General features: G+C 71.1%; 19 protein-coding genes. 6 read left to right on the top strand and 13 right to left on the bottom strand.

The features are described 5' to 3' along the window. Window positions 1–108 precede the first annotated feature (108 nt). The 5 genes from ACFT9I_RS37315 to ACFT9I_RS37295 all read right to left on the bottom strand — a co-directional run bounded on the left by ACFT9I_RS37315 (window position 109) and on the right by ACFT9I_RS37295 (window position 4,871). Window positions 109–324, bottom strand: a complete 216-nt coding sequence (locus ACFT9I_RS37315) for an EF-hand domain-containing protein (protein WP_382571925.1) — start codon at window positions 322–324, stop codon at window positions 109–111. A gap of 126 nt (window positions 325–450) precedes the next feature. Beyond that, complete coding sequence (locus tag ACFT9I_RS37310) at window positions 451–960, bottom strand: ATP-binding protein (protein ID WP_382571923.1); 510 nt, start codon at window positions 958–960, stop codon at window positions 451–453. 293 nt (window positions 961–1,253) lie between these two features. Then, window positions 1,254–2,024 (bottom strand): enoyl-CoA hydratase/isomerase family protein, encoded by a 771-nt coding sequence (locus tag ACFT9I_RS37305; RefSeq protein WP_382571922.1) that lies wholly within the window; start codon window positions 2,022–2,024, stop codon window positions 1,254–1,256. 128 nt (window positions 2,025–2,152) lie between these two features. Continuing rightward, a complete protein-coding gene (locus ACFT9I_RS37300; protein ID WP_382571921.1) occupies window positions 2,153–3,397 on the bottom strand; it encodes an Ig-like domain-containing protein in 1,245 nt (414 codons plus the stop codon). Window positions 3,398–3,647: 250 nt separating this feature from the next. Beyond that, on the bottom strand, window positions 3,648–4,871 hold the full coding sequence (locus ACFT9I_RS37295; protein WP_382571919.1) for an Ig-like domain-containing protein: 1,224 nt from the start codon (window positions 4,869–4,871) through the stop codon (window positions 3,648–3,650). A 150-nt stretch (window positions 4,872–5,021) separates the two neighbouring features. Between ACFT9I_RS37295 and glgX the strand changes: the two genes are divergently transcribed. After that, window positions 5,022–7,370: a glycogen debranching protein GlgX gene (glgX, locus tag ACFT9I_RS37290; protein WP_382571918.1), complete on the top strand. Its 2,349-nt coding sequence runs from the start codon at window positions 5,022–5,024 to the stop codon at window positions 7,368–7,370. 24 nt (window positions 7,371–7,394) lie between these two features. On the opposite strand, the gene ACFT9I_RS37285 is transcribed toward glgX, so the two are convergent. Genes ACFT9I_RS37285 through ACFT9I_RS37270 form a run of 4 tightly spaced genes read right to left on the bottom strand, consistent with a single transcriptional unit; the run spans window position 7,395 to window position 11,093 of the window. Further along, on the bottom strand, window positions 7,395–8,033 hold the full coding sequence (locus ACFT9I_RS37285) for a response regulator (RefSeq protein WP_382571916.1): 639 nt from the start codon (window positions 8,031–8,033) through the stop codon (window positions 7,395–7,397). After that, on the bottom strand, window positions 8,026–9,309 hold the full coding sequence (locus ACFT9I_RS37280; RefSeq protein WP_382571915.1) for a sensor histidine kinase: 1,284 nt from the start codon (window positions 9,307–9,309) through the stop codon (window positions 8,026–8,028). Before ACFT9I_RS37280 ends, ACFT9I_RS37285 begins: the two co-directional genes overlap by 8 nt. A gap of 40 nt (window positions 9,310–9,349) precedes the next feature. Next, complete coding sequence (locus tag ACFT9I_RS37275; RefSeq protein WP_382571914.1) at window positions 9,350–10,093, bottom strand: ABC transporter permease; 744 nt, start codon at window positions 10,091–10,093, stop codon at window positions 9,350–9,352. Between the two features lies 1 nt (window position 10,094). Further along, complete coding sequence (locus tag ACFT9I_RS37270; RefSeq protein ID WP_382571913.1) at window positions 10,095–11,093, bottom strand: ABC transporter ATP-binding protein; 999 nt, start codon at window positions 11,091–11,093, stop codon at window positions 10,095–10,097. Window positions 11,094–11,229: 136 nt separating this feature from the next. Here ACFT9I_RS37270 and ACFT9I_RS37265 point away from each other — a divergent pair, with 136 nt between their 5' ends. Next, complete coding sequence (locus ACFT9I_RS37265) at window positions 11,230–13,098, top strand: ABC transporter ATP-binding protein (protein ID WP_382571911.1); 1,869 nt, start codon at window positions 11,230–11,232, stop codon at window positions 13,096–13,098. After that, window positions 13,095–15,230, top strand: coding sequence for an ATP-binding cassette domain-containing protein (locus ACFT9I_RS37260; protein ID WP_382571910.1), 2,136 nt, complete (start codon window positions 13,095–13,097; stop codon window positions 15,228–15,230). Before ACFT9I_RS37265 ends, ACFT9I_RS37260 begins: the two co-directional genes overlap by 4 nt. A gap of 27 nt (window positions 15,231–15,257) precedes the next feature. On the opposite strand, the gene ACFT9I_RS37255 is transcribed toward ACFT9I_RS37260, so the two are convergent. After that, window positions 15,258–16,595 (bottom strand): cytochrome P450, encoded by a 1,338-nt coding sequence (locus ACFT9I_RS37255; protein WP_382571908.1) that lies wholly within the window; start codon window positions 16,593–16,595, stop codon window positions 15,258–15,260. Between the two features lie 202 nt (window positions 16,596–16,797). Here ACFT9I_RS37255 and ACFT9I_RS37250 point away from each other — a divergent pair, with 202 nt between their 5' ends. Together ACFT9I_RS37250 and ACFT9I_RS37245 are read left to right on the top strand one after the other, a co-directional pair. Further along, complete coding sequence (locus ACFT9I_RS37250) at window positions 16,798–17,568, top strand: class I SAM-dependent methyltransferase (protein ID WP_382571907.1); 771 nt, start codon at window positions 16,798–16,800, stop codon at window positions 17,566–17,568. Between the two features lie 262 nt (window positions 17,569–17,830). Then, window positions 17,831–19,846, top strand: a complete 2,016-nt coding sequence (locus ACFT9I_RS37245) for a M4 family metallopeptidase (RefSeq protein ID WP_382571906.1) — start codon at window positions 17,831–17,833, stop codon at window positions 19,844–19,846. A 350-nt stretch (window positions 19,847–20,196) separates the two neighbouring features. On the opposite strand, the gene ACFT9I_RS37240 is transcribed toward ACFT9I_RS37245, so the two are convergent. Continuing rightward, on the bottom strand, window positions 20,197–20,823 hold the full coding sequence (locus ACFT9I_RS37240; RefSeq protein WP_382571904.1) for a hypothetical protein: 627 nt from the start codon (window positions 20,821–20,823) through the stop codon (window positions 20,197–20,199). 218 nt (window positions 20,824–21,041) lie between these two features. Here ACFT9I_RS37240 and ACFT9I_RS37235 point away from each other — a divergent pair, with 218 nt between their 5' ends. Beyond that, window positions 21,042–22,490, top strand: coding sequence for a helix-turn-helix domain-containing protein (locus ACFT9I_RS37235; protein WP_382571903.1), 1,449 nt, complete (start codon window positions 21,042–21,044; stop codon window positions 22,488–22,490). 39 nt (window positions 22,491–22,529) lie between these two features. Here the strand turns inward: ACFT9I_RS37235 and ACFT9I_RS37230 are convergent, their stop codons facing one another. Next, window positions 22,530–23,771, bottom strand: a complete 1,242-nt coding sequence (locus ACFT9I_RS37230) for an alginate lyase family protein (protein WP_382571901.1) — start codon at window positions 23,769–23,771, stop codon at window positions 22,530–22,532. Window positions 23,772–23,973: 202 nt separating this feature from the next. Then, window positions 23,974–26,559, bottom strand: a complete 2,586-nt coding sequence (gene glgP, locus ACFT9I_RS37225) for an alpha-glucan family phosphorylase (RefSeq protein ID WP_382571900.1) — start codon at window positions 26,557–26,559, stop codon at window positions 23,974–23,976. Between the last annotated feature and the right edge of the window lie 388 nt (window positions 26,560–26,947).

Here is a 26,947-nt window from a genome sequence, read left to right as displayed (position 1 = left end):
GCTCCGCCATGCCTCCCTCCTCCGCCTTGCGATCGCACGCACCAACGTGACACCAGGCCGCTGCCGCGGCGGGCGCTCCCTGATCCGGCCTGATCCAAGAGACACGCCCTAGCCCTGCGCGCGGGACGCCAGGAATTCCTCGAAGGTCAGGAGCCCGTCGTTGTTGGAGTCGTGGGCGTTGATCACGGCCTGGGCGACGGTCTCCGTCACATGGAAGTCGCCGAGCTGCGCCATCGCGCTCTTGTACTCCGACGCCGTGATCAGCCCGTCGCTGTTCGCGTCGAAACGGTCGAACGCCTTGCGCGCCTCTTCGTTGTCCGCCACTGCTTCCGCCCCTTCTTGTGCCCTACTGACAGGAGTCAGATTATCGGCACGCCGGTGCCTCCTCGGCGGCAGCCCGGCGAAGGGCTCAGGGCACGGTTCGGGGCCGGGTTCAGGGCCGGATCCGGATCAGGGATGGCGGTCGGAGACCCGCATCTCGAACCATGTCGTCTTGCCGCGCGGCAGCAGATCCACGCCCCACCGGTCGGAGAGCTTGTCCACCAGGAACAGTCCCCGTCCGCTGGTGTCCATCTCGCGCACCGGCAGCAGGCACGGCAGGCCCCGGGAGGGATCCCTGACCTCGATGCGGATCCAGCCGCGGCGGCGCAGCATCCGCAGACCGAAGACGCGCGCACCGGTGTGCCGTACGGCGTTGCCGACAAGTTCGGAGACGAGCAGCACCGCGTGCTCGGCCATCTGCGGGGTCAGCGCCCACTGCCGTAACACGACGATATGGGTGAGCCTGCGCGCCGCGAGGGCGGACTCGGGGCGGGAGGGCAGCCGGACTTCCCCCTCCGTCGGGTTACCGAACAGTTCGAGCACTCCGCGCGCCTGTTCGTCCTCGACGGCCGGAGTCAATCGCGTAGCGGTCGCGTCGCCGCCGTGCCGCGGTTGTTCCACACCCTCAAGGCCCGCCATGCGTCCATCATGGCTGCCCAGGCGGGCTCTCGGGGGCGTTCCGGGGGAATCCGCACCCCCGAACGACCCACCCCCCTCGATGGGTTTGGCATATGACCATGGCAGGAAGCCGCCTCTCTTACCCATCCTGATCTGCGATAACACGTCACGCACGGGTGATCACCTGACGTGATCGACAGCTCCGCCTTAAGCTTGCTTTAAGGCGGAGCTGAGCCGGGCACGAGGTTGACGCACACGCTTCCGTTGTCCAACCGGGGGTGTGCGCAAGCGGGCTGTGCTCAACCGGGCTGTCCTCAGAGGAACTTGGCCTTGCCCGGCCCCTCCTCGACGAAGCTGCGCATGCCGCGCTCGCGGTCCTCGGTGGCGAACAGACCCGCGAACCAGTTGCGTTCGAGCGCGAGACCCGTCTCCAGATCCGTCTCCAGGCCGGCGTCCACGGTCTCCTTGGCCGCCCGCAGCGCGAGGGCGGGCCCCCGGGCGAGCTGCGTGGCCCACGCGTGCGCCTGCTCGTACACCTCGTCCGCCGGTACGACGCGGTCCACGAGCCCCAGCGCGAGCGCCTCGGGCGCCTTCACCTGACGGCCGGTGAAGATGAGGTCCTTGGCCTTGGAGGGGCCGATCAGCCGGGCGAGGCGCTGGGTGCCGCCCGCGCCCGGGATCAGACCGAGCAGGATCTCCGGCTGGCCGAGCTTCGCGTTGTCGGCGGCGATCCGGAAGTCGGCGCACAGCGCCAACTCGCAGCCGCCGCCCAGCGCGTAGCCGGTGACGGCGGCGACCACGGGCTTGGGGATCCGCGCCACGGCCGTGAACGACTCCTGGAGTGCCCGGGAGCGTACGACCATCGCCGCGTGGTCCATGTCGCGCATCTCCTTGATGTCCGCGCCGGCGGCGAACACCTTCTCGCCGCCGTAGAGGATCACGGCCCTGATGTCGTCGCGGCGGCCGGCCTCGGCGGCGAGTTCACGGAGCCGGTCCTGGATAGCGATGTTCAGCGCGTTCATGGGCGGGCGGTCGAGCCTGATGGTGCCGACGCCGCCGGAGACTTCGAGATTCACAGATGACATACGAGGCAGGTTAGGTCCTGTCCGGGATCCACGGCCCGTCGCCCGCGGCCCGCGACCTGCGACCAGGCGCGCGGAAGGGCCCGGCGCACCTGGTGGGGGTGCGCCGGGCCCTCATGTTCCGTCGCGGACTACTTCGTCCACTCGGCCCAGGACATGTTCCAGCCGTTGAGGCCGTTGTCCGGGGCGATGTTCTTGTCGTTGGAGTTCTTCACGATCACCACGTCGCCGATGATCGACTGGTCGTAGAACCACGCGGACGGCATGTTCTTGTCGTAGCCGCCCCGGACGTCGCGCAGTCCGACGCACCCGTGGCTGACGTTGGCCGAGCCGAACGTCCCGGCGGACGCCCAGTAGTTGCCGTGGATGAAGGTGCCCGACGTGGACAGCCGCATCGCGTGCGGCACGTCCTTGATGTCGTACTCACCGCCGAAGCCCACCGTGGCGCCGTTCATCCGCGTCACCTTGTGCTTCTCGCTGATCACCATCTGGCCGTTGTACGTCGTGGTCGACGGCGCCCCGGCCGTGATGTTGACCTTCTTGATCTCCTTGCCGTCCTTGACGACCTTCATCGTCTTGGCCTTGGCGTCCACCGTGGAGACCATGGAGCGGCCGATGGTGAACTTCACCGTCTTGGTCTGCTCTCCGTACACCCCGGGCCGTCCCTCGACACCGTCGAGGTTGAGCTCCACGGTCACCTTCGTGCCCGCGGCCCAGTACTTCTCGGGGCGGAAGTCCAGCCGGTCGTTGCCGAACCAGTGGCCCTCGACGGGGACCGACGGCTCGGCGGTCACCTTGACGGCCTTCTCCACGGCCTCGGGATCGGTGATCCCCCGGGTGAAGTTGAGCGAGACCGGCATGCCGACGCCGACCGTCGAGCCGTCCTCGGGCGTGTAGTGACCGATGAAGGTGTTCTTCGGTACGAGGGTGGTGAACGTGGTGTCCTTCGCCGACACCCGGCCCTCGGAGTCCTTGGCTATCGCGTGGACCATGTACTTGGTGGCACCGGCCAGATGCCGGGCCGGCTCCCAGGCCGTGCCGTCGGCGGCTATCTTGCCGTCGACCGCGTTGCCCTTGCTGTCCTCGACGGTGACGGTCGTCAACTTGCCCTTGCTCGCGCCGATCTTGAGCGCGCCGCTCGTCGCGACCGACTTCGCGCCGTCCTTGGGAGCGACCGTCACGACGGCCTGCGAGGCGGCGTTCTCGACCTTCCCGCTGTCCTTGTCGCCCTTGCCGTCACCGCCCGCGTCGGAATCGCCTCCTCCGCCGCACGCCGTCACGAAAAGCAACAGGCTCCCCAGCGCGAACGCCGTCAGCCCCCTGCCCCGTCCGCGGCCGGCTTTCGCCGATGCCCCCGATATCGGCTGCCCGTTCAATGGTCGTCTCCCCTCACACGGCCGGGTCCCACCACGGCCTCCGGAGCCAGGTGCGAACAACGCACGACCGGGCTCCACACCCCCGCGCGCTTTGCTCGCGCGCACGGCGCTAGATAATCACACCGCGAGCCGTCCCGGACTCCCCGGGATTGTCACTGTTCCGTTCCAACGTCTCCCGGAATCAGGGACGGTCACGCAGGTGAGGGTGGGTGCGAGGCCGTGTCTTCGAGGTCCGTACGGCTCCTCGCCGTCAGCCGGCGACCGCGGAACCCGCCTTCCACTTCCGCCAGTCGAGGTTCCAGCCACTCAGTCCGTTGTCCGGATCGACCGTCCTGTCCGGTGAGTTGACCACTTCCACGACATCGCCGACGAGCGTCCTGTCGAAGAACCAGCCCGCCGGGGTGTCCGCGCTGCCGCCCTTGACGTCACGCAGACCGACGCACCCGTGACTGACGTTGGCCGAGCCGAAGGTGTCGGGAGTGGCCCAGTAGTTGCCGTGCAGGAACGTCCCCGACGTCGTCAGCCGCAGCGCGTGCGGCACGTCCTTGATGTCGTACTCACCGCCGAAGCCCACCGTCGCGCCGTTCATCCGCGTCACGTCGTACAGCTCGGTGACGACCATCTTCCCGTTGTACGTCGTGGTCTTGGGCGCCCCCGCCGTGATCGGCACCGTCGAGACCAGCGCGCCGTCGCGCCGTACCTCCATGGTGTGTTTCTCCGCGTCGACGAGGGACACCTGGGAGCGGCCGACCGTGAAGCCGACCTTCTTCTCCTGGATGCCGAAGACTCCCGGCGCCGCCTGCACGTCCCGCAGCCGCAGGTCGACCGTGACCTCGGTGCCCGGCTTCCAGTACTCACGGGGCCGGAAGTCCAGGCGTTGGCTGCCGAACCAGTGGCCGACGACCTCGACCGGCGGGTCCGACGTGATGTGGATGGCGCGCTGGACGGCGGCCCGGTTCTCGATCTTCCGGTTGAAGTCGAAGGAGACGATCATGCCGGTGCCGACGGTCGAGCGGTTCTCGGGCTTGAAGTAGCCGATGAAACGATGCTTCGGCACGGCGGTGGTGAAGGTCGAGTGCCGGGCCGAGCGGCGGCCCTCGCCGTCCACGGCGACCACGTCGACGCTGTATCTGGCGGCGAGCACGACGCGCGCGTCCGCCTCCGGCGACCACACGAGCCCGTCGTCGGAGGTCCGGCCCGGCAGCTCCGTACGCTGCGCGCCGTCGACCCGCGCGACCTCGACCCGCTCCAGCCGGCCGTCCGGGACCCTCACCTCGATCCGGTCGCCGCGCTTGATGTTCTTGGCCCCGTCCTCGGGGCTGATCCGGATCGTGTCCCCAGGCGCCGGGGACTTGCTTTCGGTGAAGGTCTCGCCGACGGTGCATCCCGTCAGTCCGGCCAGCCCCGCCATCAGTCCTGCCCATGTCAGGACGGCGGCCACGCCGGTCCCTGCCCGCTTCAGTACGTGTGTCACGACCCGCCCAACGACTACCCCCCTCGGAGGGAAACGTGAGTGCGGGCCTTCCGGCGGGCAGAACAGGTGGGAGGACCACGCGAGGAGCAGCCACGGCCGGGACGCCGTGGCTGCCGGATGCGCGGGGCCGACGAGCCGGGAGGCCTGACAGTGGCGAGCGCAGCCGAGCAGGAGACAGTGCGGGAACCGGTCCCGGATCCGATGATGGATCACGTGAGAGATCCGGTCGAAGAGGGCGAGAGGAACACCGGGAGCGAGCCGGAGGCCGTCGGGGAGGCGGCCTCCGCCGCTCCCCCGCCCGAGGTGTGGCCCGGGGCGCCGACGCCGCTGGGGGCGCGCTTCCGCGTGGGCCCCGACGGGGTCGCGGGGACGAACTTCGCCCTCTGGGCGGGCGGCGCCGAGGCCGTGGAGCTGTGCCTCTTCGACGACGCGCCCTCCATAGGAAGGAGCAACGGCGACGCGCCCTCCGTAGGAGGCGATGTCGTCGAGACCCGCCTCCCACTGACGGAGCTGACGCACGAGATCTGGCACGGCTTCGTGCCCGACGTGCGCCCCGGGCAGCGGTACGGCTTCCGCGTGCACGGCCGCTGGGACCCCTGGACGGGCGCCCGGTGGAATCCGGCGAAGCTGCTGCTCGACCCGTACGCCCGCGCCGTCGACGGCGACTTCGGGCTGCCGCCCGAGGTGTACGGCCATGTGCGCGACTGGCCGCAGCAGCACGTCGCCGACACGGTGCGCGACGAGCACGACTCGGCGCCGTACGTCCCCAAGGGCGTCGTCGTCCACGACGACTCCCCCGACGACGAGTGGGCCGACGACCGGCGCCCCAAGACGCCCTGGGCGGACACGGTCATCTACGAGCTGCACGTACGCGGCTTCACCATGCGCCATCCGGGCATCCCCGACGAGCTGCGCGGCACGTACGCGGGGCTCGCCCACCCGGCGGCGATCGACCATCTCGTACGGCTCGGTGTGACTGCGGTCGAGCTGCTGCCGGTGCACCAGTTCGCGCACGAGGACCATCTGCTGCGGCGCGGGCTGCGCAACTACTGGGGCTACAACTCCATCGGCTACTTCGCCCCGCACGCCGACTACGCCGCGGGCGGCACGCGCGGTCAGCAGGTCGACGAGTTCAAACAGATGGTGCGCGCCCTGCACGACGCGGGGATCGAGGTCATCCTCGACGTCGTCTACAACCACACGGCGGAGGCGGGCGAACTCGGCCCGACGCTGTCGCTGCGCGGCATAGACAACCGCGGCTACTACCGCCTCCAGCCCGACGCCCGCAGATACGCCGACTACACGGGCTGCGGCAACACCCTCGACGTCGTCCAGCCGCAGGTCCTGCGGCTGATCACGGACTCGCTGCGGTACTGGGTCACCGAGATGGGCGTCGACGGTTTCCGCTTCGACCTGGCGGCGGCGCTGGCCCGCTCCATGCACGACGTCGACATGCTCTCGCCCTTCCTGGCGGTGATCGCGCAGGATCCGGTGCTGCGCCGGGTGAAGCTCATCGCCGAGCCGTGGGACGTCGGGGACGGCGGCTACCAGGTCGGGGCGTTCCCGCCGCTGTGGACGGAGTGGAACGACCGCTACCGGGACGCCGTACGCGACTTCTGGCGCGGTGCCACACCCGACGTACGGGATCTGGGCTACCGGCTGTCCGGGTCGAGCGACCTGTACGCGTGGGGCGGCCGGCGGCCGTACGCCTCCGTCAACTTCGTCACCGCGCACGACGGTTTCACACTGCGCGACCTCGTCAGTTACGAGCACAAGCACAACGAGGCCAACGGCGAGGGCAACAGGGACGGCACGGACGACAACCGCGCGTGGAACTGCGGCGTGGAGGGCGAGACCGAAGACCCCGAGATCAACGCGCTGCGCCGGCGCCAGTTGCGCAATCTGCTCACGACACTGCTGCTGTCGACCGGTGTGCCGATGCTCGTCGCGGGCGACGAGCTGGGCCGTACGCAGGGCGGCAGCAACAACGCGTACTGCCAGGACAACGAGACCAGCTGGCTCGACTGGTCACTGCTCGACCAGCCGGGCTCGTACGGCCTCTACCGGCTCACCAGGCGGCTGCTGGCACTGCGGCAGGCCCATCCGGTGCTGCGCCGCCGCGCGTTCTTCTCCGGCCGCGCGCAGGCGCCCGACGGGCTGCGCGACCTGGCGTGGTTCCGTCCGGACGGCAAGGAGATGACGGAGCAGGACTGGTACGCGCCCGCCTCGACGCTCGGGCTGTTCCTGTCGGGGCGGGACATCCCGGGACGCGACGCGCGCGGCCGGAAGATCACCGACGACAGCTTCCTGGCGGTGCTGCACTCGGGCGCGGAGCCGGTGGACTTCGCGCTGCCGGGGCCGCCGTGGGCGCAGTCGTACGAGCTGGTGGTCGACACCTCGTCGGAGGACCAGGAGGCGGAGCCGGGGACGGTGCTGGAAGGGGGAACGGTCACGACGGTGCCCGCGCGGGCGGTGCTGCTGCTGCGGGTACGGGGGTGAGGCCGCCTTCTTCAAGAAGGCGGCTCAGCCGAGGATCTTGCGGTCGTATCCGACGGCGACCGCCGCCGCCCGGTCCTTGACGCCCAACTTGCCGTAGATGTGGGTGAGATGGGTCTTCACCGTCGCCTCACTGATGAACAGCCCGGCGGCGATCTCCCGGTTCGACGTGCCCCGCGCGACGAGTTCGAGGACCTCGCGCTCGCGCGCCGAGAGGGCTTCGTTGCCGGCGACGGGCGTACGGACGCGGGAGACGAGCCGGGACGCGACGGCGGGCGAGAGGACCGTACGTCCCTCGGCCGCCGCCCGCACCGCCGTGAACAGCTCCTCGCGCGGCGCGTCTTTCAGGAGATAGCCGGTGGCGCCCGCCTCGATCGCGGGGATGGTGTCGGAGTCCGTGTCGTACGTGGTGAGGACGAGGACCTTGGAGCGGGCCCGGTGCCTGGTCAGCGCCGCGATGGCGGCGACGCCGCCGCCCTGCGGCATCCGCAGGTCCATCAGGACGACGTCCGGGTCCAGGCGGAGGGCCAGCTCGACGCCCTCGACACCGCCGGACGCCTCGCCCAGCACCTCGAAGCCGGCGGCCGATTCGAACATGCCGCGCAGACCGTCCCGTACGACGGGATGGTCGTCGACGACGATCAGGGTGATGGTCCGCTCAGCCATGGCGTACCAAAGGTACGCGGGCCGAGACCGCCGTACCGCCGCCGCCCTTCTCCGACTCGACGGTGACGGTGCCCGCGATGCGCTCCGCGCGGGCCCGCATGCCGTCGAGCCCGAACCCGTTCGAGCCGGAGCGCGGGCGCAGCACCAGCGGGTCGAAACCGCGGCCGTCGTCCCGTACGTCGAGGGTGATCTCGTCGCCCATGTACGAGAGGGTGACGCCGGCCCGGCGGGCCGCGGCGTGCTTGGCGGTGTTGGCGAGGGCTTCCTGGGCGATGCGCAGCAGGGTGGCGGCGACCTCGTCGTGGAGGGGTTCCTCGGTGCCGGTGACGGTGAACCGGGCGTCCACCCCGGTCCGCTCGCCCCAGTCGGCGACGGCCTTCCTGAGGGCCTCGGCGAGAGTGTCGTGGTCCAGGGCGGCCGGGCCGAGGTTCCGTACCGAGCGGCGCGCCTCGCCGAGGCTGTGGCGGGCGAGGGCGGCGGCGCGCGTCAGATGCTCGCGGGCCAGCTCGGGGTCGGCGGTGGCGGTCACCACCTGGAGCTGGGCGATGATGCCGGTCAGACCCTGGGCGATGGTGTCGTGGATCTCGGCGGCGAGCCTGCGGCGCTCGTCGGCGACGCCCGCCTCCCGGGCCTGGACGAGGAGCTGGGCGTGCAGACCGGCGTTCTCTCCCAGGGCCTGTTCCAGGCGGGCGTTGGCCTGTTCCAGCTCGGTGATGGTCGTGGCCCGCTCGGCGGCGATCTCGGCCTCTCTGCGGGCGAGATGGGCGAACACGGAGGTCAGGGAGCCGTTGAGGAGGAGCAGCCCGCCGAAGAGGACCCACTGGAGAGTGTTGGCGGGCGGCAGGCCGCCGGACTGCGAGCCCGACATGATGGCGGCGTAGACGAGGAGTCCGGCCCGGACGGCGCGTTTCGGCAGGAGGTGGCCGCTGTCGAAGTAGCCGAGGACGGCGTAGACCGCGAAGAACGGGTTGAGCCAGGTGAGGACGAAGGCGACCACGGTCCGTACCGCGTAGTAGAGCCGGCCCGCGGCCGTCGGCTCGCGCCCGCGCATCGGCTGATCGTGCCCGATCCGGCCCCACCACAGTTGCAGGGCGACGGCGAGGACGACCAGCGCCGCGGCCGTGTACCGCTGGGTGCGGGTCATTCCGACGGTGTTCGCGCCGAAGGCCGAGATCACGGTGGAGAGCGCCAGCAGGGCGTACGGACCCCACCGGTAGAACTGCTCCCACCGCTCTTCCACGGAGACCTGCGGGCGCCCCGCCCTGGCTGTCGTCATCCCCACAGTGTCCCCCGCTCCCGGTGGCGGCCGACGACGGTCATTCCCAGCGGAACCAGCGGGCGGCGCCCGCGGTCAGCACGACCACCCACAGGGCCAGCACGCCCAGGTCCACCCAGTGCGGCCAGCCGCCGCGCATCGCGGCGTCGAGGGCCTCGGACGCGGCGCCCATGGGTGAGTAGCCGACGATGTCCCGCAGCAGGTCGGGCATCGTCTGGACCGGCAGCCACACACCCGCCGTGAACATCGAGGGGAAGAACAGGGCGGAGCCGATGGCCTGGCCCGCCCGCTGCGTGGGGGCGATCGCGCAGACCAGGCCGCCCATCGCCAGGGCGCCGGCCGTCGCGAGGACCAGCGCCAGCAGATAGCCGACGAGTTGCCCCGGCAGCGCCACCCCGAAGGCGATCCTGCCGACGGCGATCACCAGCGCGGCGGAGGCGAGCGCACCGCCGCCCAGCAGGACGATCTGCGAGGTGAGCAGCGTGCTGGGCCGCACGGGCGTCGTGGACATACGGCGCAGGATGCCGCGCTCCCGATAGCCGATCAGGATCGGCGGCATGGCCTGGAGTCCGGCCATGATCAGGGCGAGCAGGGCGGCGACGGGGACGTACAGGTCGATGACCCGCCGGCCGCCCAGGGCGGGGTCGACGTCGTCGAAGCCCGGGATCAGCCCGAGGATCACCATCAGGAGGGTCGGGAAGGCGACGAGCCAGAACAGCACGCCGGGCTCACGGGTCAGCAGGCGCGCCTCGGTCTTGAGGACGGCGGTGGAGGCGGAGGCCATGTCAGACCCTCTCTTCGGGCTGCGGTGCGGAGGGGGCGATGACGGGTGTGGTCGTTCCGGCGTCGGTACCTGTGTCGGTCGCGGTGCCGGTACCGGTCCCGATGTCGTTCTCGGTCAGGTCGAGGAACGCGTCGTCCAGCGTCGCCTCGGTGACCCGGAGCTGGTGCGCCGTGATGCGGTGCCGGGCGAGCAGGGTGATGACCGCGTTGACGGTGTCGTCGGTGCCGTTGATGACGATCCGGTCGCCCTGCGTCTCCACGGACGCCGCCTTCGGCAGCGCGGCCAGGTCCTCGTCGCGCAGCGGCTCCGACGGTGTGAAGGAGATAACGGTGGACGCGGTCGAGCGCGCGATCAGCCCGGACGGGGTGTCGAGCGCGGCGACCTTCCCCCGGTCGATCACGGCGATCCGGTCGCAGAGCCGCTGCGCCTCCTCCATGAAGTGGGTGACCAGCAGCACCGTCACCCCGGAGTCCCGGATCTCCTCGATCAGACTCCAGGTGTCGCGGCGGGCGCGCGGGTCGAGGCCGGTGGTCAGCTCGTCGAGCACGACCACGCGTGGGCCGCCGATCAGGGCCAGCGCGATGAACAGCCGCTGCTTCTGGCCGCCGGAGAGCTTGGCGAAGCGCGTCGTCAGCTTGGCCTCAAGTCCGAGGCGGGCGGCGAGCGGACGCCAGTCGACGGGCTTGGGGTAGAACGCGGAGTACAGCTCCAGCGCCTCGCGCACCGTGAGTTTCGCCTGGAGTTCGCTCTCCTGGAGCTGGGCGCCTAGGAGCTGGGTGACTTGTCGGTGGTCACGGACAGGATCGAGTCCCGCCACCCGGACCGTGCCGGCGTCGGGAACCCTGAGCCCCTCGACGCATTCGACGGTCGTCGTCTTGCCCGCACCGTTGGGACCGAGGATCCCGAAGATCTCGCCTTCCTCGACGGTGAAACCGACACCGTCGACGGCGGGCTTTCCCCCGTAGGCCTTGCGCAGGCCGCTGACTTCGATAATCGCCATGGCAGCAAGCATCTCCTCGAACGGCCGGGAGCGGCATCGGCCATCGCGCTCGACCTGATATCAACCGATCGGTTGATGCCCAGGTCAGCCGGAAATCGGTGGGCAGTGTCAGTGGTGATACGTAGGCTCGCCCCTGATGCCCACCTCCGAAGATGTATCCGCCAAGGACAGCTCCGCCGTCCGGAAACGCTCCGCCGTGCGTTCGCTGCTCAGGCTCTGGCCGTACGTACGGCCGGTGCGTGTGCGGCTGTTCAGCGCGGCGTTCGTCGCGGTGCTGGCCTCGTGCCTGGGCCTGGTCATCCCCCTCATCCTGAAGTGGATGGTCGACGGCCCGATCGCGGACGGTGACAAGGGCGGCATCTGGCTCGGCGCGCTGTTCCTGCTGCTGCTCGGGATCCTGGAGGCGCTGCTGTTCGGATTCCGGCGGTGGCTGGTGGCGAGGCCGCTGGCGGGGGTCGAGGCGGCGATGCGGGCCGATCTCTACCGGCATCTCCAGCGGTTGCCGATCGCCTTCCACGACCGGTGGCCCTCGGGCCAGTTGCTGTCGCGCGGTACGACGGACCTGATGCTGCTGCGGATGTTTCTGGCCTTTCCGCTGACCTTCCTGCTGGTGAACGGGACGACGATCCTGGTCGGATTCCTGATTCTGCTGATGCAGGAGTGGACGCTGGGGCTGGTCCTGCTGGCGCCCGTGGTGCCGCTGGTCATTCTCTGTTCGGTCTTCGAGGCGAAGTACTCACTGGTGGCGCGCAAGGCGCAGGACCAGGTGGGCGATCTGACGACGGTGGTCGAGGAGAGCGTTCTCGGCGTACGGATCGTGAAGGGCTTCGGCAGGCACCGAAGCCAGGCCGTCGCGTTCCGGGCGCTCGCGGAGCGGCTGCGCGGTACGGAGCTGGGCAAGGCCCGGCTGCTGGCGGGCATCTGGGCGCTGATCATGGTCATCCCTGAGGTGGCGATCGGCGCGGCGCTGGTGCTGGGCACGATCCAGGTCGCCGACGGGCATCTCTCGACGGGCACGCTGGTCGCCTTCCTGTCGACGGCGCTGGCGCTGCGCTGGCCGGTGGAGTCGATCGGCTTCCTGCTGGCGATGAGCCAGGAGTCCGCGACCGCGACGGAGCGGTACTTCGAGGTGATGGACGCCAAGGAGGAGACGGCGGACACGGCCGGGCCGGCGGCGGTCGAGGGCGGTGGGTCGGACGGGCTGCGGTTCGAGGGCGTGTCGTTCCGGTATCCCGACGCGGAGGCCGGGTCCGTGCCCGTACTGGCCGAGGTGGACCTGCACATCAGGTCCGGCGAGACCATGGCTCTCGTGGGCGCGACGGGCTCCGGCAAGACGACACTGACCGCGCTGGTGCCCCGGCTGCACGAGGCGACGGGCGGGCGGATCACGCTCGACGGCGAGGACATCACGCTGATGCCCCGGCAGCGGCTCCGTGAACTGGTCTCGGTGGCCTTCGAGGAACCGACCCTCTTCTCGGCGACCGTCGGGGAGAACGTCCGGATGGGCGCCGAGAGCGCCGACGACGCGGCGTTGCTGCGGGCGCTGGACGTGGCACAGGCCGACTTCGTCCAGGAGCTGCCGCAGGGAGTGCACACGGAGGTCGGCGAGCAGGGGCTCAGCCTCTCCGGCGGCCAGCGGCAACGGCTCGCGCTGGCGCGGGCGGTGGTCGGCAGACCGCGCTTCCTGGTGCTCGACGATCCGCTGTCCGCGCTCGACGTCCATACGGAGGCGCTGGTGGAGGCGGCCCTGCGCCGGGTGCTGGAGGAGACGACGGCACTGGTGGTGGCGCACCGGCCGTCGACGGTGATGCTGGCGGACCGGGTGGCGCTGATCTCGGACGGCCGGATCACGGCGGTGGGGACGCACCACGAACTGCTGCGGAGCAACGCGGAGTACGCGTGGCTGATGTCGGGGGCGGACGCGGAGCCGGACGCGGCCGGGGAAGCCGCGCCGGAAGCCCGAAGCGACATGGGGGCGGAAGCCGTCGAGGGGAGCATGCGATGACGTCGTCGCCGACGACCACGACCGACGGCCCGCCGGGACCGGACGACGACAGGGCCGAGGGGGCGGGCACCGGGGCGGACACGCTCACGGGCGTCGGCCCGACCGGGTCGAGACCGAGCGACGGCCCGCGGGCCGATTCGGGCGCCTACGGCGCGGATAACGCCGCCGATACGAAGCCGTCGGGCGCCGGCACCGGGAAGGGCGTCAGCGACGGCCGGGCGGACAGCAGCACCGGCGTCGCCGTGCTCACGGCCACCGGCGCCGAACAGGGCCCGCACGCCGGCACCGTGAGCGGCCCCGCCCCCGGCTCCCCCGTCAAGCACCGACCCGCCTCCTTGGACGGCGACCCCTTCGCCCAGGACGCGCTGCCCGCGCCGCCAGGTGCCACCGGGGCGCTGCTTCGGTCGCTGCTGAGCGCCCGGCGCGGCCGCGTTGTCGTCGCCGCGCTGTTCCTGCTGTTCCAGCAGGCCGCCGTGCAGGCGGGGCCGTTGCTCGTCGCGTACGCCATCGACCGCGGCGTGCCCGCGTTCCGTGCCGACGACAACGGCCCGCTGATCGCGGTCGGCGTCGGCTATCTGCTCTGCGCCGCCGGAGCCGGGATCTTCCAGTACGCCTTCATCCGCGCGTCGGCCCGCGTCAACCAGGACGTGCTCCTCGATCTGCGCGGCCGGATCTTCCGCCATGCCCAGGCGCTGAGTGTGGACTTCCACGAGCGCTACACCTCGGGCCGGCTGATCTCCCGCTCCACCACGGACGTCGAGTCGCTGCGCGAACTGCTCGCCGAAGGGCTCCAGGAACTCATCGCGGTCGTGCTCGCCTTCGTCTACATCTCGGCGATGCTGCTCTATCTGGACCTCGGCATCGGCGGACTCGCGGTCGCCTCCTTCGTACCGCTGTACGCGCTGGTGCGGCTGTACCAGCACCGGGCCGGCGCCATATTCGGCAAGCGCTCCACCGCCATCGCCGCGGTGATCGTGAAGTTCGCGGAGACGATGAACGGCATCAGGCCCGTGCAGGCGTTCCGCCGCGAGGGCGCCAACGACGCCGACTTCCACGCGCTCAACCACCACCACGAGCGCACCAACGGCGACGCGATCCTCGAAATGGCGCGCTACGTGGTCGGTTCACGGGGCGTCGCGAACATCGCCGTCGCCGGGATCGTGCTGTGGGGCGCCTACCGGGTGGCCGACGGCACGCTCGCTCTCGGGGTGCTCGCCGCGTCGGTGCTGTTCCTGCGGAGGCTGTACGACCCGATCGACCGGCTCGGGATGTTCCTCAACTCGTACCAGTCGGCGGCCGCTTCGCTGGAGAAGATCGCGGGCCTGCTGGCCCAGACCCCGTCCGTACCGGAGGCGGCGGCCCCCCGCCCGCTGCCGGAGCTGACGGGCGGGCAGCCGGGCCGGGAGGTCGTCTTCGAGTCGGTGAGCTTCTCGTACCGTACGGGCGGGGAGGTCCTGCCCCGCTTCGACCTGACGATCCCGGCCGGCCAGACGGTCGCCGTCGTCGGATCGACCGGCGCGGGCAAGTCGACGCTGGCCAAACTGCTGGCCCGGTTCTACGACCCCACCGAGGGCCGCGTCCTGCTCGACGACACCGACCTGCGGGATCTGGACACCCCCGAACTGCGACGCGGCGTCGTGATGGTGACCCAGGAGGCGTTCCTCTTCTCCGGCACGGTCGCCGAGAACATCGCGATCGGCCGTCCCGACGCGTCGCGCGACGACATCGAGCGCGCGGCGAAGGCGATCGGCGCGCACGACTTCATCAGCCGGCTGCCCGAGGGGTACGACACGGACGTACGGAAGCGGGGTGGCCGGATCTCGGCGGGTCAGCGCCAGTTGGTGGCCTTCGCCCGCGCGCTGCTCGCCGACCCGTCCGTACTGATCCTGGACGAGGCGACCAGTTCCCTCGACATCCCCGGCGAGCGTGCGGTGCAGCGGGCGATGGACACGGTGCTCAACGGCCGTACGGCGGTGGTGATCGCGCACCGTCTGTCGACCGTCGAGATCGCGGACAGGGTGCTGGTGATGGAGCACGGCCGCGTCGTGGAGGACGGCTCCCCGGCCGAACTGATCGGCGGCGTGGGCCGGTTCGCGGGCCTGCACCGCGCGTGGCGCGACAGCCTGGCCTGACGCCACGGGGAGGCCCTGCCGCCCGCTTCAGGTACGGGGACGTACCAACGTCGCCGGTGTGGGGCCGTCGGGGCGGACCGTGATGCCGTACACCGCCTTCGTCGGGGTGGCGGAGAAGTTCACGGTGTGGGCCGGCAGCAGGTGTTCGAGGAGGACGGTCGATTCGCGGAGCGCGAATTGCAGACCGAGACAGGCGCGGGGACCCATGCCGAAGGGGAAGTAGGCGCCCGGGTGGGCGGGCCGGCCGTCCGGGGCGGTGAAGCGCCGGGGGTCGAAGTGCTCCGGGTCCGGCCAGAGTTCGGGGTCGCGGTGCGTGAGGTACGGGCAGACCAGGATGTCGCTGCCCGCCTCGACGGTGTAGCCGGCGAGGGTGCCGTCCTCGGTGGCGTGACGGGGCAGGATCCACGCGGACGGGTAGAGCCGGAGTGCCTCGTGGACCAGCGCCTGGACGGCCTGGCGGCGCTGCTCCGAGCCGTCGCCGCCGGCGGCGAGGGCCTGTTCGCGGGCGGCGGGGTGCTGGTCGAGGAGCAGATAGAGCCAGGTCAGGGTGGTGGCGGTGGTCTCGTGCCCGGCCACCATCAGCGTGACCATCTCGTCGCGGATCAGCCGGTCGGTGTACTCGGGGCGCTCGGCGGCGGCGTCGATCAGTACGTGCAGCAGGCCGGGGCCGTCGGGGCCGGGCGCCCCGTCGCGTGCGGCCTCGACGGCGTGCCGGGCGACAGCGTCGATCCGGGCGAGATCGGCGGCGACGGCGTCGTGGGCGTCGGTGACATCGGCGGGCAGCGTGGGGAGGGCGGTCGCCACGGCGGCCACGGCGTCCAGTTCGCGCTCGGTCCCGTCGTCTAGGGGATATCCGGTGAGGGCGCGCCAGATGGCGTCCAGGGCGAAGCGCCGCATCTCCCGCCCGACGTCGAAGCTCTGCCCGGTACGGGCGTACTCGTCCCAGCGCCCGGCGGTGGTCCTGGCCGCCTCGGTGATCCGCTGTTCGTAGCGGCGCATGCCGGTACCGGTGAACTGGGACTGCAGCAGGCGGCGTTGGGACTTCCACGCCGCACCGGTGGCGGAGAGTACGCCGTCGCCGATCAGCAGCCGGGCCCGGTGGGAGCGCTTGACGTACCGGTCCGGGTGCCGGGCGAGTACCTGCTGGACGGCGCCCGGGTCGGTGACGAGAACGGTGGGGGCCGACCCGAGACGGAACGCGGCGACACCGCCGAACCGCTCGCGCACCTGGGACAGCAGCTCGACCAGCTCACCGCCCTCCGCCTGCCACCGCCGCACGATGTCGGGCCCGGCTTCGGGGACGGGCCGTCCGGTGCCGGGTACGGGCGCGAGGGGGTCGGGAGTGGGAGTGGCTTCGGTCTCCATGGTTCCTCTCCTGGTCAACCGCTGTGCTCGGCCTGACGGACCTGACGGAACAGTGGCGCCAAGGACTCTACGGGAGCGGGCGCGGCGGCCGGACGCCAACGCGACGTCCCGCCAACACCCCTTGTGGGAACATTCGCGCTGCCGGGCGCGGGCCCCGGATATCGGGATGCGTCCGCGCGAGCGGCCGTCCTACAGTCGGCCGATGGTCGACCGACTCTTCGCCGATCCGGCGCTCGCCTCCTGGTACGACGCGCTCTGCCCCACCGACGAGCGGGGCGACTTCGGCTTCTATATGCCCCGCATCGGGTCCGCGCGGTCCGTGCTCGACGTCGGCTGCGGTACGGGGAGTCTGCTGCGTCTCGCGCGCCGGGCCGGGCATCAGGGCCGGCTCTGTGGGCTCGACCCCGGCGTCGGGATGCTGGAACAGGCGCGTCGGCGACCGGAATTGGACATCGAGTGGATTCTCGGTGACCTCGAATCCACGTCCTGGGAGCGTGAGTTCGACTTCGTGGTGATGACCGGACACGCGTTCCAGGTCCTCCTCGGAGACGACGAGTTGCGCGCCGCGCTCGCCGCCGTGCGCGTGGCTCTGAGCGACGGTGGCCGGTTCGGCTTCGAGACGCGCAATCCGCTCGCGCGTGCGTGGGAGTCGTGGACGACGGACACGCCCGTCGACGTGGTGGCTCCGGGCTCCGACGTCGCGGCCGGCGACGTCGCCACGATGCGGATGACTCGTCAAGTCCGTTCTGTGGATGGGGAGATCGTCTCCTTCAGGACCAGTCTCACCCTCCCCGGAGAGCGTGCCCCACGGCACAGCGACAGCACCCTGCGGTTCCTCGGCACGGACCGGCTCGACGCGTTCCTCGCCGAAGCGGGGCTGGTCGTCGAGGAGCGGTACGGCGACTGGGACCGCGGGCGGCTGACCGACGCGAGTCCGGAGATCATTACGGTCGCCCGGCGTACGCCCGCGTAACACCACCGCAACAGCGGCGCAGATTTCGCTTAACGAACACGGCACTTCGCGCAGCGGACGATTTCCGGCCAACTTGTTGACGCGCTCCTGACAGACAAGCCGGATTCCTGGGACTCTTCCTCCGTTCTGAGCACCACCGCTCCTCATCTCGTGCACCGCAGCTCCGCATCTCGTGCTCCACCTTGCTCCTGCAGTCGCACCTGCACTGTCCGGGCCGCCCACCCGAGCGCGGTCCGGTACCCCCCTCGCAGAAGGAGTTCGCGTGAGACCCACGCCCAGCCGCCGCATCACCGCGACCGGCGCTCTGATCGCTGTCACTGCCCTTCTCGCCGTCGGAGTCCAGGCCGGCAGCGCCGCCGCCGCCCCCGACTCGGCACCCGCGGCACCGGTCGCCGGCAAGGCCGACCCCGGCGCGCTCCCCAAGGCCCTCTCGCCCGCCCAGCGCGCCGAGCTGATAGCCGAGGCCAACGCCACCAAGGCGGCGACGGCCGACGAACTCGGCCTCGGCGCCGAGGAGAAGCTCGTCGTACGCGACGTCGTCCAGGACCGGGACGGCACCACGCACACCCGCTACGAGCGCACCTACGCCGGCCTCCCCGTCCTCGGCGGTGACCTCGTCGTCGCCACCACGAAGGCGGGCGCCACCGAAGGGGTCAGCAAGGCCTCCAAGGCGGCCCTCAAGTCCGTCGAGACCAACGCCGACGTGCCGGCCTCCGCCGCCACGAAGCAGGCGCTGACCGCGGCGAAGGCCGAGGGTTCGACGAAGGCCGCCACCGAGCGCGCGCCGCGCAAGGTCGTCTGGCTGGCGAACGACAAGCCGACCCTCGCGTACGAGACGGTCGTCGGCGGCTTCCAGAAGGGCGGCACCCCGAACGAGCTGCACGTCGTCACCGACGCCGCCACCGGCGAGAAGCTCTACGAGTGGCAGGCCGTTCACGAGGGCACGGGCAACACGCAGTACAGCGGCCAGGTCACCCTGGGCACCGCCCCGTCGTTCACGCTGACCGACACCACGCGGGGCAACCACAAGACGTACAACCTGAACCGCGGTTCCTCGGGCACCGGCACCCTCTTCTCGGGCCCGGACGACATCTGGGGCAACGGCGCCGCGTCCAACGCGGAGACCGCCGGCGCCGACGCGCACTACGGTGCCGCCGTCACCTGGGACTACTTCAAGAACGTGCACGGCCGCACCGGCATCAAGGGCGACGGCGTCGGCGCGTACTCACGCGTGCACTACGGCAACAACTACGTCAACGCCTTCTGGCAGGACAGCTGCTTCTGCATGACGTACGGCGACGGCTCGGGCAACGCCAAGCCGCTGACCTCCATCGACGTGGCCGCGCACGAGATGTCGCACGGCGTCACCGCGAACACCGCGGGTCTCGTCTACAGCGGTGAGTCCGGTGGCCTCAACGAGGCGACCTCCGACATCTTCGCCGCGGCCGTCGAGTTCAACGCCGCCAACGCCCAGGACGTGGGCGACTACATGGTCGGCGAGAAGATCGACATCAACGGCAACGGCACCCCGCTGCGGTACATGGACAAGCCGAGCAAGGACGGCGCGTCCAAGGACTACTGGTACTCGGGCATCGGCAGCGTCGACGTCCACTACTCCTCGGGCCCGGCGAACCACTTCTTCTACCTGCTCTCCGAGGGCAGCGGCACCAAGACCATCAACGGTGTCAGCTACGACTCGGCGACATCCGACGGACTGCCGGTGACCGGCATCGGCCGGGCCAAGGCCGAGCAGATCTGGTTCAAGGCCCTCGCCACGAAGTTCACCTCCACGACCAACTACGCGGCGGCCCGTACCGGCACGCTCGCGGTCGCCGGTGAGCTGTACGGCACGACGAGCGCCGAGTACAAGTCGGTCGCCGACGCGTGGGCCGGCATCGCCGTCGGCACCCGCCCCGGCGGCAGCGGCGGCACGGTCTTCGAGAACACCGGAGCCGTCGCCATCCCGGACAACGGCGCGGCGGTCACCTCGACCATCACCGTCACCGGCCGTACGGGCAACGCGCCCGCCGCCCTCCCGGTCGGCGTGGACATCACGCACACCTGGCGCGGTGACCTGGTCGTCGACCTGATCGCCCCGGACGGGACGGTCTACCCGCTGAAGAGTGCGAGCAGCGGCGACTCGGCGGACAACATCACGGAGACGTACAACGTGAACGCCTCGTCCGAGGTGGCCAACGGCGCCTGGAAGGTCCGGGTGCAGGACGTCGCGGCGCAGGACACCGGACGCATCAACAGCGTGAAGCTCACGTTCCCTTGAGCCTCACCGCGCAGCGCTGACGCGTTGAACTGACGCGTTGAACTGACGCGTCGACCGACGCGTAGAACTGACACGAGCCGCCCGGGTCCTGAGGACCCGGGCGGCTCTGTCGGCAGGGACTCCCCCGCGCGTACTCCCGGTCAAGAAGTACGCCACTCTGTCCGTCCACCGACTGTGCGCCGCGGACGACCGGCTCACGGACCGGGGAATCATGGTCACTGTGGACAGTGAGGAGACCGACCGTCGCCGACCACGCCGCGACGGCTCCCCCGCTCCTTCACTGCCACCAACTCCCCGACCCGAGCGCCGCTCCCCCGTCGCCCGCGCCATCCACCGAACGGCGTGAACTCCTATCGGAGCTTGTTCACGGCCGTGGTGGTGGTCTTCTTGAACGCCGCGACCGGCGCGTGGCTCAGATTCCCCAACTGGCCCCACGTGACGATCGTGACGGTGTTGCCGTCCCGGCCGATGCCCAGCAGATGCACGCCGGGACCGGAGTCCGGGATCGAGGTGGCGACGCCGATGACACGGGCGCCCTCCTCGACGGCGATCCTGCCGTAGTCGTCCCACGAGGCCGTGCCGCCGGGAGTGGCGCGCAGCCAGTCCGCGGCGCAGGCCGCCACGGACGCCTCGGCGGACGCGGCCAGCTTCTTGGCGTCGGCGTCGCTCGCCGCCTGGACGCTCACCTGCACGCCGCTCGTGTCGAGGTCGGTGCCGAACTGGCGGTGCCAGGTGGTGCCCTTGGCGGGCAGCACCTTCTCCAGGCAGAACGGGTCGGACTCCGGAGCGCCGGCGGTCACGCTGCCCGCGGTCCAGAAATTGCCCGCGGCCTGCGGCATGTCCTTCGCTACGAGGAAGCCGGGTGTGGTCGCCTTCGGCGCGGCCTGGACGCTGCCGGACACCGTGAGTGCGAGAGCGCCGGCGAGTGCGGCGGTCGCCACGGCGCCGAGTGCTCGCCGCGTCGTGCTGGTTCTCATGTTCCTACCCGTGGTCATTAGGTGGATCCCCCCTGGTGGTGCTGTTCGCACCGGCTTGATCGGCCGGTGATCCCAGATTGGGCGGTCACTCGATCCGACGGCAACAACCCACCGGAATCGCGGAACGCCTGGAACGCGTACGCGTACGCTGGCCTGGGGAAACGACAAGCGCCTGGAATGACCGCGGAACAGCGTGGCGGGCGGTAGGGGGACGAGGAATGGGCCGGTCGGAGAAGATCCCGGCGGAGACTGCGGAGTTCGCGAGGCGTCTGCGCGCGCTGAAGGAGAGAACCGACCGCAGTTACGGATCGCTCGCCACCCAACTCCACCTCGGTGCCTCGACCTTGCACCGCTACTGCCACGGGCACGCGCTGCCCGTCGAGTACGCGCCCGTGGAGCGGCTGGCCCGGGTGGTCGGCGCGACGGCGGCCGAGCGGGTGGAGCTGCACCGGCTGTGGCTGCGGGCGCACTCGGCGCGTACGGAGGACGGCGAGGAGGCTGACGGAGCCAGAGCCGAAGCCGGAGTCGAAGCCGGGGACACGGCCACGGCCGCCGTCGTGGTCGCCGTCACCGAACCGGAGCCCGTACGTGACGCGGAGCCGGAACAGGAGGACGCGCGGCCCGACGACAGACCCGACGACGACCCTGACGATCCGCCGCCCGCCGCCGCCACGGCCCCGCCCATGTCGCGCCCCCGCGCGACACGGCTGCGCCGCCGGCAGGTCGTCGGCGCCGCGCTCGCCGTCGTCACGGTGCTCGGCGGCACCGTCGTCGTCGCGGCCGACCTCGGGAAGCCCGACTCGCGGACCGACAACAGTGGTCCCCGCCCCTCCGACCCCCGCCCCGACGGACCGGCGGATCCACTGGCACCGTCCGCCCGGTCGAGCGCCCCGTCCGCGAAGGCGAGCCCTTCGAAGTCCGGCGGTGGCCCGAAGACTTCACCGTCCGGTTCCACGGGCGCCGACGGCTCCGGCACCGCGGGAGGCGGCGGCAGCGGTGGCGAGAGCGGCCGGGCCGGCGGGGGCGGCGAGCCCGAAGCCGGGACGGGCAGCGCGAAGCCGCTGGAGTGGAGCGCGGACAGCCACAAGTGGCAGTCGGCCTGCGACCATACGTATCTGATCAACCGCGCCCCCGCCGCCGTACCGCCGCCGCCGAACTCCCAGGACGCGCGGCAGTGGGCGACGGCTCTCGGCGCGGTGCACGGCGACTCGTCGCTCACGCAGGCCACGATGCGCGCGGCGGCGGGCGCGGGGCCCGTCGTCGTCCAGGAGTTGTTCGCCCGGGTGGTGGGGCGGCGGGCGCCGCTCGGCTGGAACGCGTACGAGATGAGCAACGGCTGCGGCGGCGCGATCACCCCCGCCGTGTTCGCCGTCGACCTGGACGCTTCGCGCCCGATCGTGCGCCCGGTCGACGGTGCGAGCGAGGAGGGCCCGCTGCCCGCGCCCAAGCTTCCCTATCAGGTGACGTCGGGCGAACCGCTCGTCGTGAAGGTCGAGGCGAGCACCAACGGCTGCGACTGCGACTGGTATCTGGAGGTGCGCTGGTCGGCCGGGAACCGTACGGGCGTCACGCGCATCGACGACGGCGGCCGGCCCTTCCGTACGAGCGCGGCGGCCGGCGCGGTGCACGGGTACAACTACGAGTCCGGGAAATGGATGGGACCCTGACGGTGACGATCCGTCAGGGTCCCGTCGGGCGTTACGAGTTCACGCGGGGTTGTTCCCGTGCGTCAGCGTCTCCCAGGCGACGAACAGGTTGTTCGTGCCCTGGGGGCGCATCCGCTCGGTGTACGCCTGGGTGTTCGCCATGGCGTTGCCCAGCCGGTTGCCCAACGCGTTGAAGGCGACCTCGGTGATCGGTCCGAGGTTGTCCTTCAGGCTGCCGCCGCACAGGTTGCCGGGGACCGGATCGCCGTTCTGGTACTTGGTGTGGAACCCCATCGCGTGCCGCAGCCGGTCGCCCACCTCCGGATAGAGGTCCTGGCCCTGGATGCGGCTGGTCTCCGCGACGTGCGAGATGGCGGAGAGGCCGTAGCCGGTGTGGGTCAGGTCGCGGCAGGTCTCCTGCGCGAGTCCCTGCATGAAGGTGGACTGGCCCTGCCAGTAGCCGATGATCTCGTCACGCGTGTCGAGACCGCTGCCGGGCACCGTCTTGGGCAGCGCGCCGTCGGAGGGCAGGTAGATGAACGCGGGGACGCGGTTGCGGAAGCGGCCCACCGTCTTGTCGTAGGCGGCCTTGTCCTCCAGGTGGACCGCGATGCCGATCGCGGCCTCGTTCATGCTCAACTCCCAGTTGCCGTTGGAGTTGGAGCCGTTGATGATCTCCGGCAGGTACACGTTGCGCAGCATCGTGGAGAAGCGGCCGGAGTTGGGCCAGCTGGTGTAGGTGTACTTGATGATCTCGGCGGCCTTGGGCCACGACGATCCGGCCCACGCGGTCTGGAGCGGCGCGTTGCTGTTGGTGTGGTCGCGGATCGTGTTGGACCACGCGTCCATCAGCTCGATGGACTTCTTCGCGTAGCGGTCGTCGCGGGTGATGTACCAGGCCAGCGCGGTGGTGTACGCGGCTATCGCGTCCTCACGCTCGTCCGTACAGCCGTTGTTGGGGTTGGAGTACGAGCCGCACTCCACGACGGCGCGGGGCTTGGGCACGCGTGACAGGGAGGCGTACTTGCTCCCCATCATCTGGTCGTAGGCGGCCTTCTGCGGCGCGGCGTTGGCCTGTACCTGGCTGCGCACGAAGTCGAGTTGCGGACGGCTGACGCCGACACCGGGGTGGGTGAAGGTCGCGGGGGCGGCGACCGCCTCGGCCGAGAGGATCTTGGAGGTGGCGGCCGGTGGATCCGCCGCCCGGTCGCCGGCCGACGCGGGGGCCATGAAGGCCGCGCCGATCAGACCGGCGAGCGCGGCGGACAGGCCGAGGAATTTGGGGATGACTCCGGGGCGCATGGAAGTGCCTTCCGGTTGGGGGGTGTTCCTCAACTCCCTGTTCACTCACATGAACAATGAGCGGAGTTGTGAACGCTGGCTGAGTGAGGAATTTAGGGCCATCTCATGGACACGTCAAGGTATGTACCAATGGACTTCGCGGAGACCTCGAAGGGCCCGGCGGACAGTGTCCGCCGGGCCCCAGGAGCATGACCGGTCGTCCTCAGCGCATCAGTACGCCCGCGCCCTCCCCCGTCGCCTCGGTCGGCAGCGCGACCAGACCGAGATCGGCCGTGGCGAGCATCGGATGCGTGGGCAGGACCCGGACGGTGTAGCCGAACGGCCCCGTACGGTCCAGGGCCAGCGGTCCCTCGTACACCCAACGGCCCGCCTGATCAGGCCCGCCCGCCGGTTTCAGCGGGAAGATCTGCGCGTCGGCGATCGTGTCGTCGGCGCCCACCCGGCCCGCGACGGCCTGCACCTCCACGTCGTCGGGGCGGAGCCGGCCGAGGGTGACACGCACCTTCAGCGCGAGGGTCGAGCCCAGCTCCGCGCTGCCGCCCGCCGTGGTCGCCGACACGGCCTCGACATGGTCGACGGCGATCTCCGGCCAGGCGGCCCTGACCTGGTTCTTCCAGTCGGCCAACTCCCGTGCCGTCGCGGTGTCCAGCGCGCGGTGGGCGTGGGCGGCGGGTGCGTACAGCCGCTCCACGTACTCGCGGACCATGCGGTCGGCGAGCACCTTCGGGCCGAGGGTGGTCATGGTGCGCCGGACCATCTCGATCCAGCGCCCCGGCAACGCGGCGCCGGCCCCCGTCTCCGTACGGTCGTAGAAGCGGGGCGCGACCCGGTCCTCGATCAGCGCGTAGAGGGCGTTCGCCTCCAGCGTGTCGCGCCGGTCCTCGTCGGCCGCCGAACCGTCGGCCGTCGGGATGGCCCAGCCGAAGTCCGGCTCGAACCACTCGTCCCACCAGCCGTCCAGCACCGACAGGTTGAGACACCCGTTGAGCGCCGCCTTCATCCCGCTCGTGCCGCACGCCTCCAGCGGGCGCAGCGGATTGTTCAGCCAGACGTCGCAGCCCGGATAGAGCTTCTGCGCCATCGCCATCCCGTAGTCGGGCAGGAAGACGATGCGGTGGCGGACGCGCGGGTCGTCGGCGAACTTCACCAGCTCCTGCACGAGCCGCTTGCCGCCGTCGTCCGCCGGGTGCGCCTTGCCCGCGACGACGATCTGGATCGGCCGCTCGGGGTGGAGCAGCAGCTCCGTCAGCCGCTCGCGGTCGCGCAGCATCAGCGTGAGGCGCTTGTACGAGGGGACGCGCCGGGCGAAGCCGATGGTCAGGACGTCGGGGTCGAGTACCCCGTCGATCCAGCCCAGTTCGGCGTCGGCCGCACCGCGCTGGTGCCAGGAGGCGCGCAGCCGGTCGCGTACCTCGTACACCAACTGCTCGCGCAGGGCGTGCCGTACGCCCCAGAGGTCGGCGTCGGGAACGTCGCTCACCCCGCCGTCGCCCAGCGCCGCGATCTCGGGCGCGACCCAGGTCGGTGCGTGCACACCGTTGGTCACCGAGGTGATCGGTACGTCCTGCGGGTCGAAGCCCGGCCAGAGCCCGGCGAACATCTGCCGGCTGACGGCGCCGTGCAGGGTCGAGACGCCGTTGGCGCGCTGGGCGAGGCGCAGGCCCATCGCGGCCATGTTGAAGAGATTCGGCTCGCCGCCGGGGAAGGTCTCCCGGCCCAGGCGCAGGACCTGGTCGGTGGCGACGCCGGGCAGTACGCCGTCCTCGCCGAAGTGGCGGGCGACGAGTTCGCGGTCGAACCGGTCGATGCCGGCGGGCACGGGGGTGTGGGTCGTGAACACGGTGCCGCCCCGGACGGCCTCCAGCGCGGTGTCGAACCCGAGCCCGGTGTCGCTGAGTTCACGGATGCGTTCGAGGCCCTGGAAGCCGGCGTGGCCCTCGTTCGTGTGGAAGACCTCGGGCTCGGGGTGGCCGGAGAGCCGGCAGTACGTACGGACGGCGCGGACGCCGCCGATGCCGAGCAGCATCTCCTGGAGAAGCCGGTGCTCGCTGCCGCCGCCGTAGAGGCGGTCGGTCACCTCGCGCTCGGTCGGCCCGTTGTCCTCTATGTCCGAGTCGAGCAGCAGGAGCGGCACCCGGCCGACACGCGCCTGCCAGACGCACGCGCGCAGCGACCGGCCGCCGGGCAGCGTGAGCGCGACCCGGCTGGGCGTGCCGTCCTCCTCCCTGAGGAGGCTGAGCGGCAGCTCGTTCGGATCGAGGACGGGATAGTGCTCCTGCTGCCAGCCGTCGCGGGACAGCGACTGGCGGAAGTAGCCGTGCCGGTAGAGCAGCCCGACGCCGATGAGCGGTACGCCGAGGTCGCTGGCGGCCTTGAGATGGTCACCGGCGAGGATGCCGAGGCCGCCGGAGTACTGGGGCAGGGCGGCGGTGACGCCGAATTCGGGCGAGAAGTACGCGACGGCGGCGGGCAGCTCGGCGCCCTGGCCGCTCTGTTCCTGGTACCAGCGGTAGCCGCCCAGATACTCGTCGAGCCCGGCGGCGACGGCGGCCAGCCGGTCGAGGAACGGCCGGTCACCGGCCAGCTCCGCCAGCCGCGTGGCGGATACGGCTCCGAGCAGCCGCACCGGATCCCGCCCGGCGGCGGCCCAGCCGTCGGGGTCGACGGCCTCGAAGAGTTCACGGGTCTCGGGGTGCCAGGACCAGCGCAGATTGCGCGCGAGGTCGCTGAGTGGTCGCAGAGGTTCGGGCAGGACGGGGCGCACGGTGAATCGACGGATTGCCTTCACGTGTTCCACCTTCGCAGGGGACATCCGGACCGACGGACCACACCACGCTGTGCACCCCGCCGTCACCCTGACGGTATCGCCCGACCCCCCGCCCCATCGACGGCGCACGAGCGCACACGAGGGGGGTGAGCTGCGCGGGGTGGCCTCCGGCCGGGGGGCGGGGGGGGCGGCCGATGCGGTCCCGGACCGTGCAGGTGGCCTCCGGCCCGGGGGACGGGGGCGGCCCGACGCGGGCCCGGACTATGCCCACGTGGGGCCGGCGGGCACGGCGCGCGCGGGCACCGGCCGAGGCGGTGCGGAACCGCAGGCTGCGGCGTGACCGGAAAGGTTCACCGGGTCCGTCCGGTGGCCGGTGCGTCCTCAATCGCCGGACGGGCTCAAATGAGCC

This window comes from Streptomyces sp. NPDC057137 (genome assembly GCF_042670825.1).
Lineage (GTDB): Bacteria > Actinomycetota > Actinomycetes > Streptomycetales > Streptomycetaceae > Streptomyces.
The sequence above is the reverse complement of the archived record's forward strand: the minus strand, read 5'-3'. Positions and strand labels throughout refer to the sequence as shown.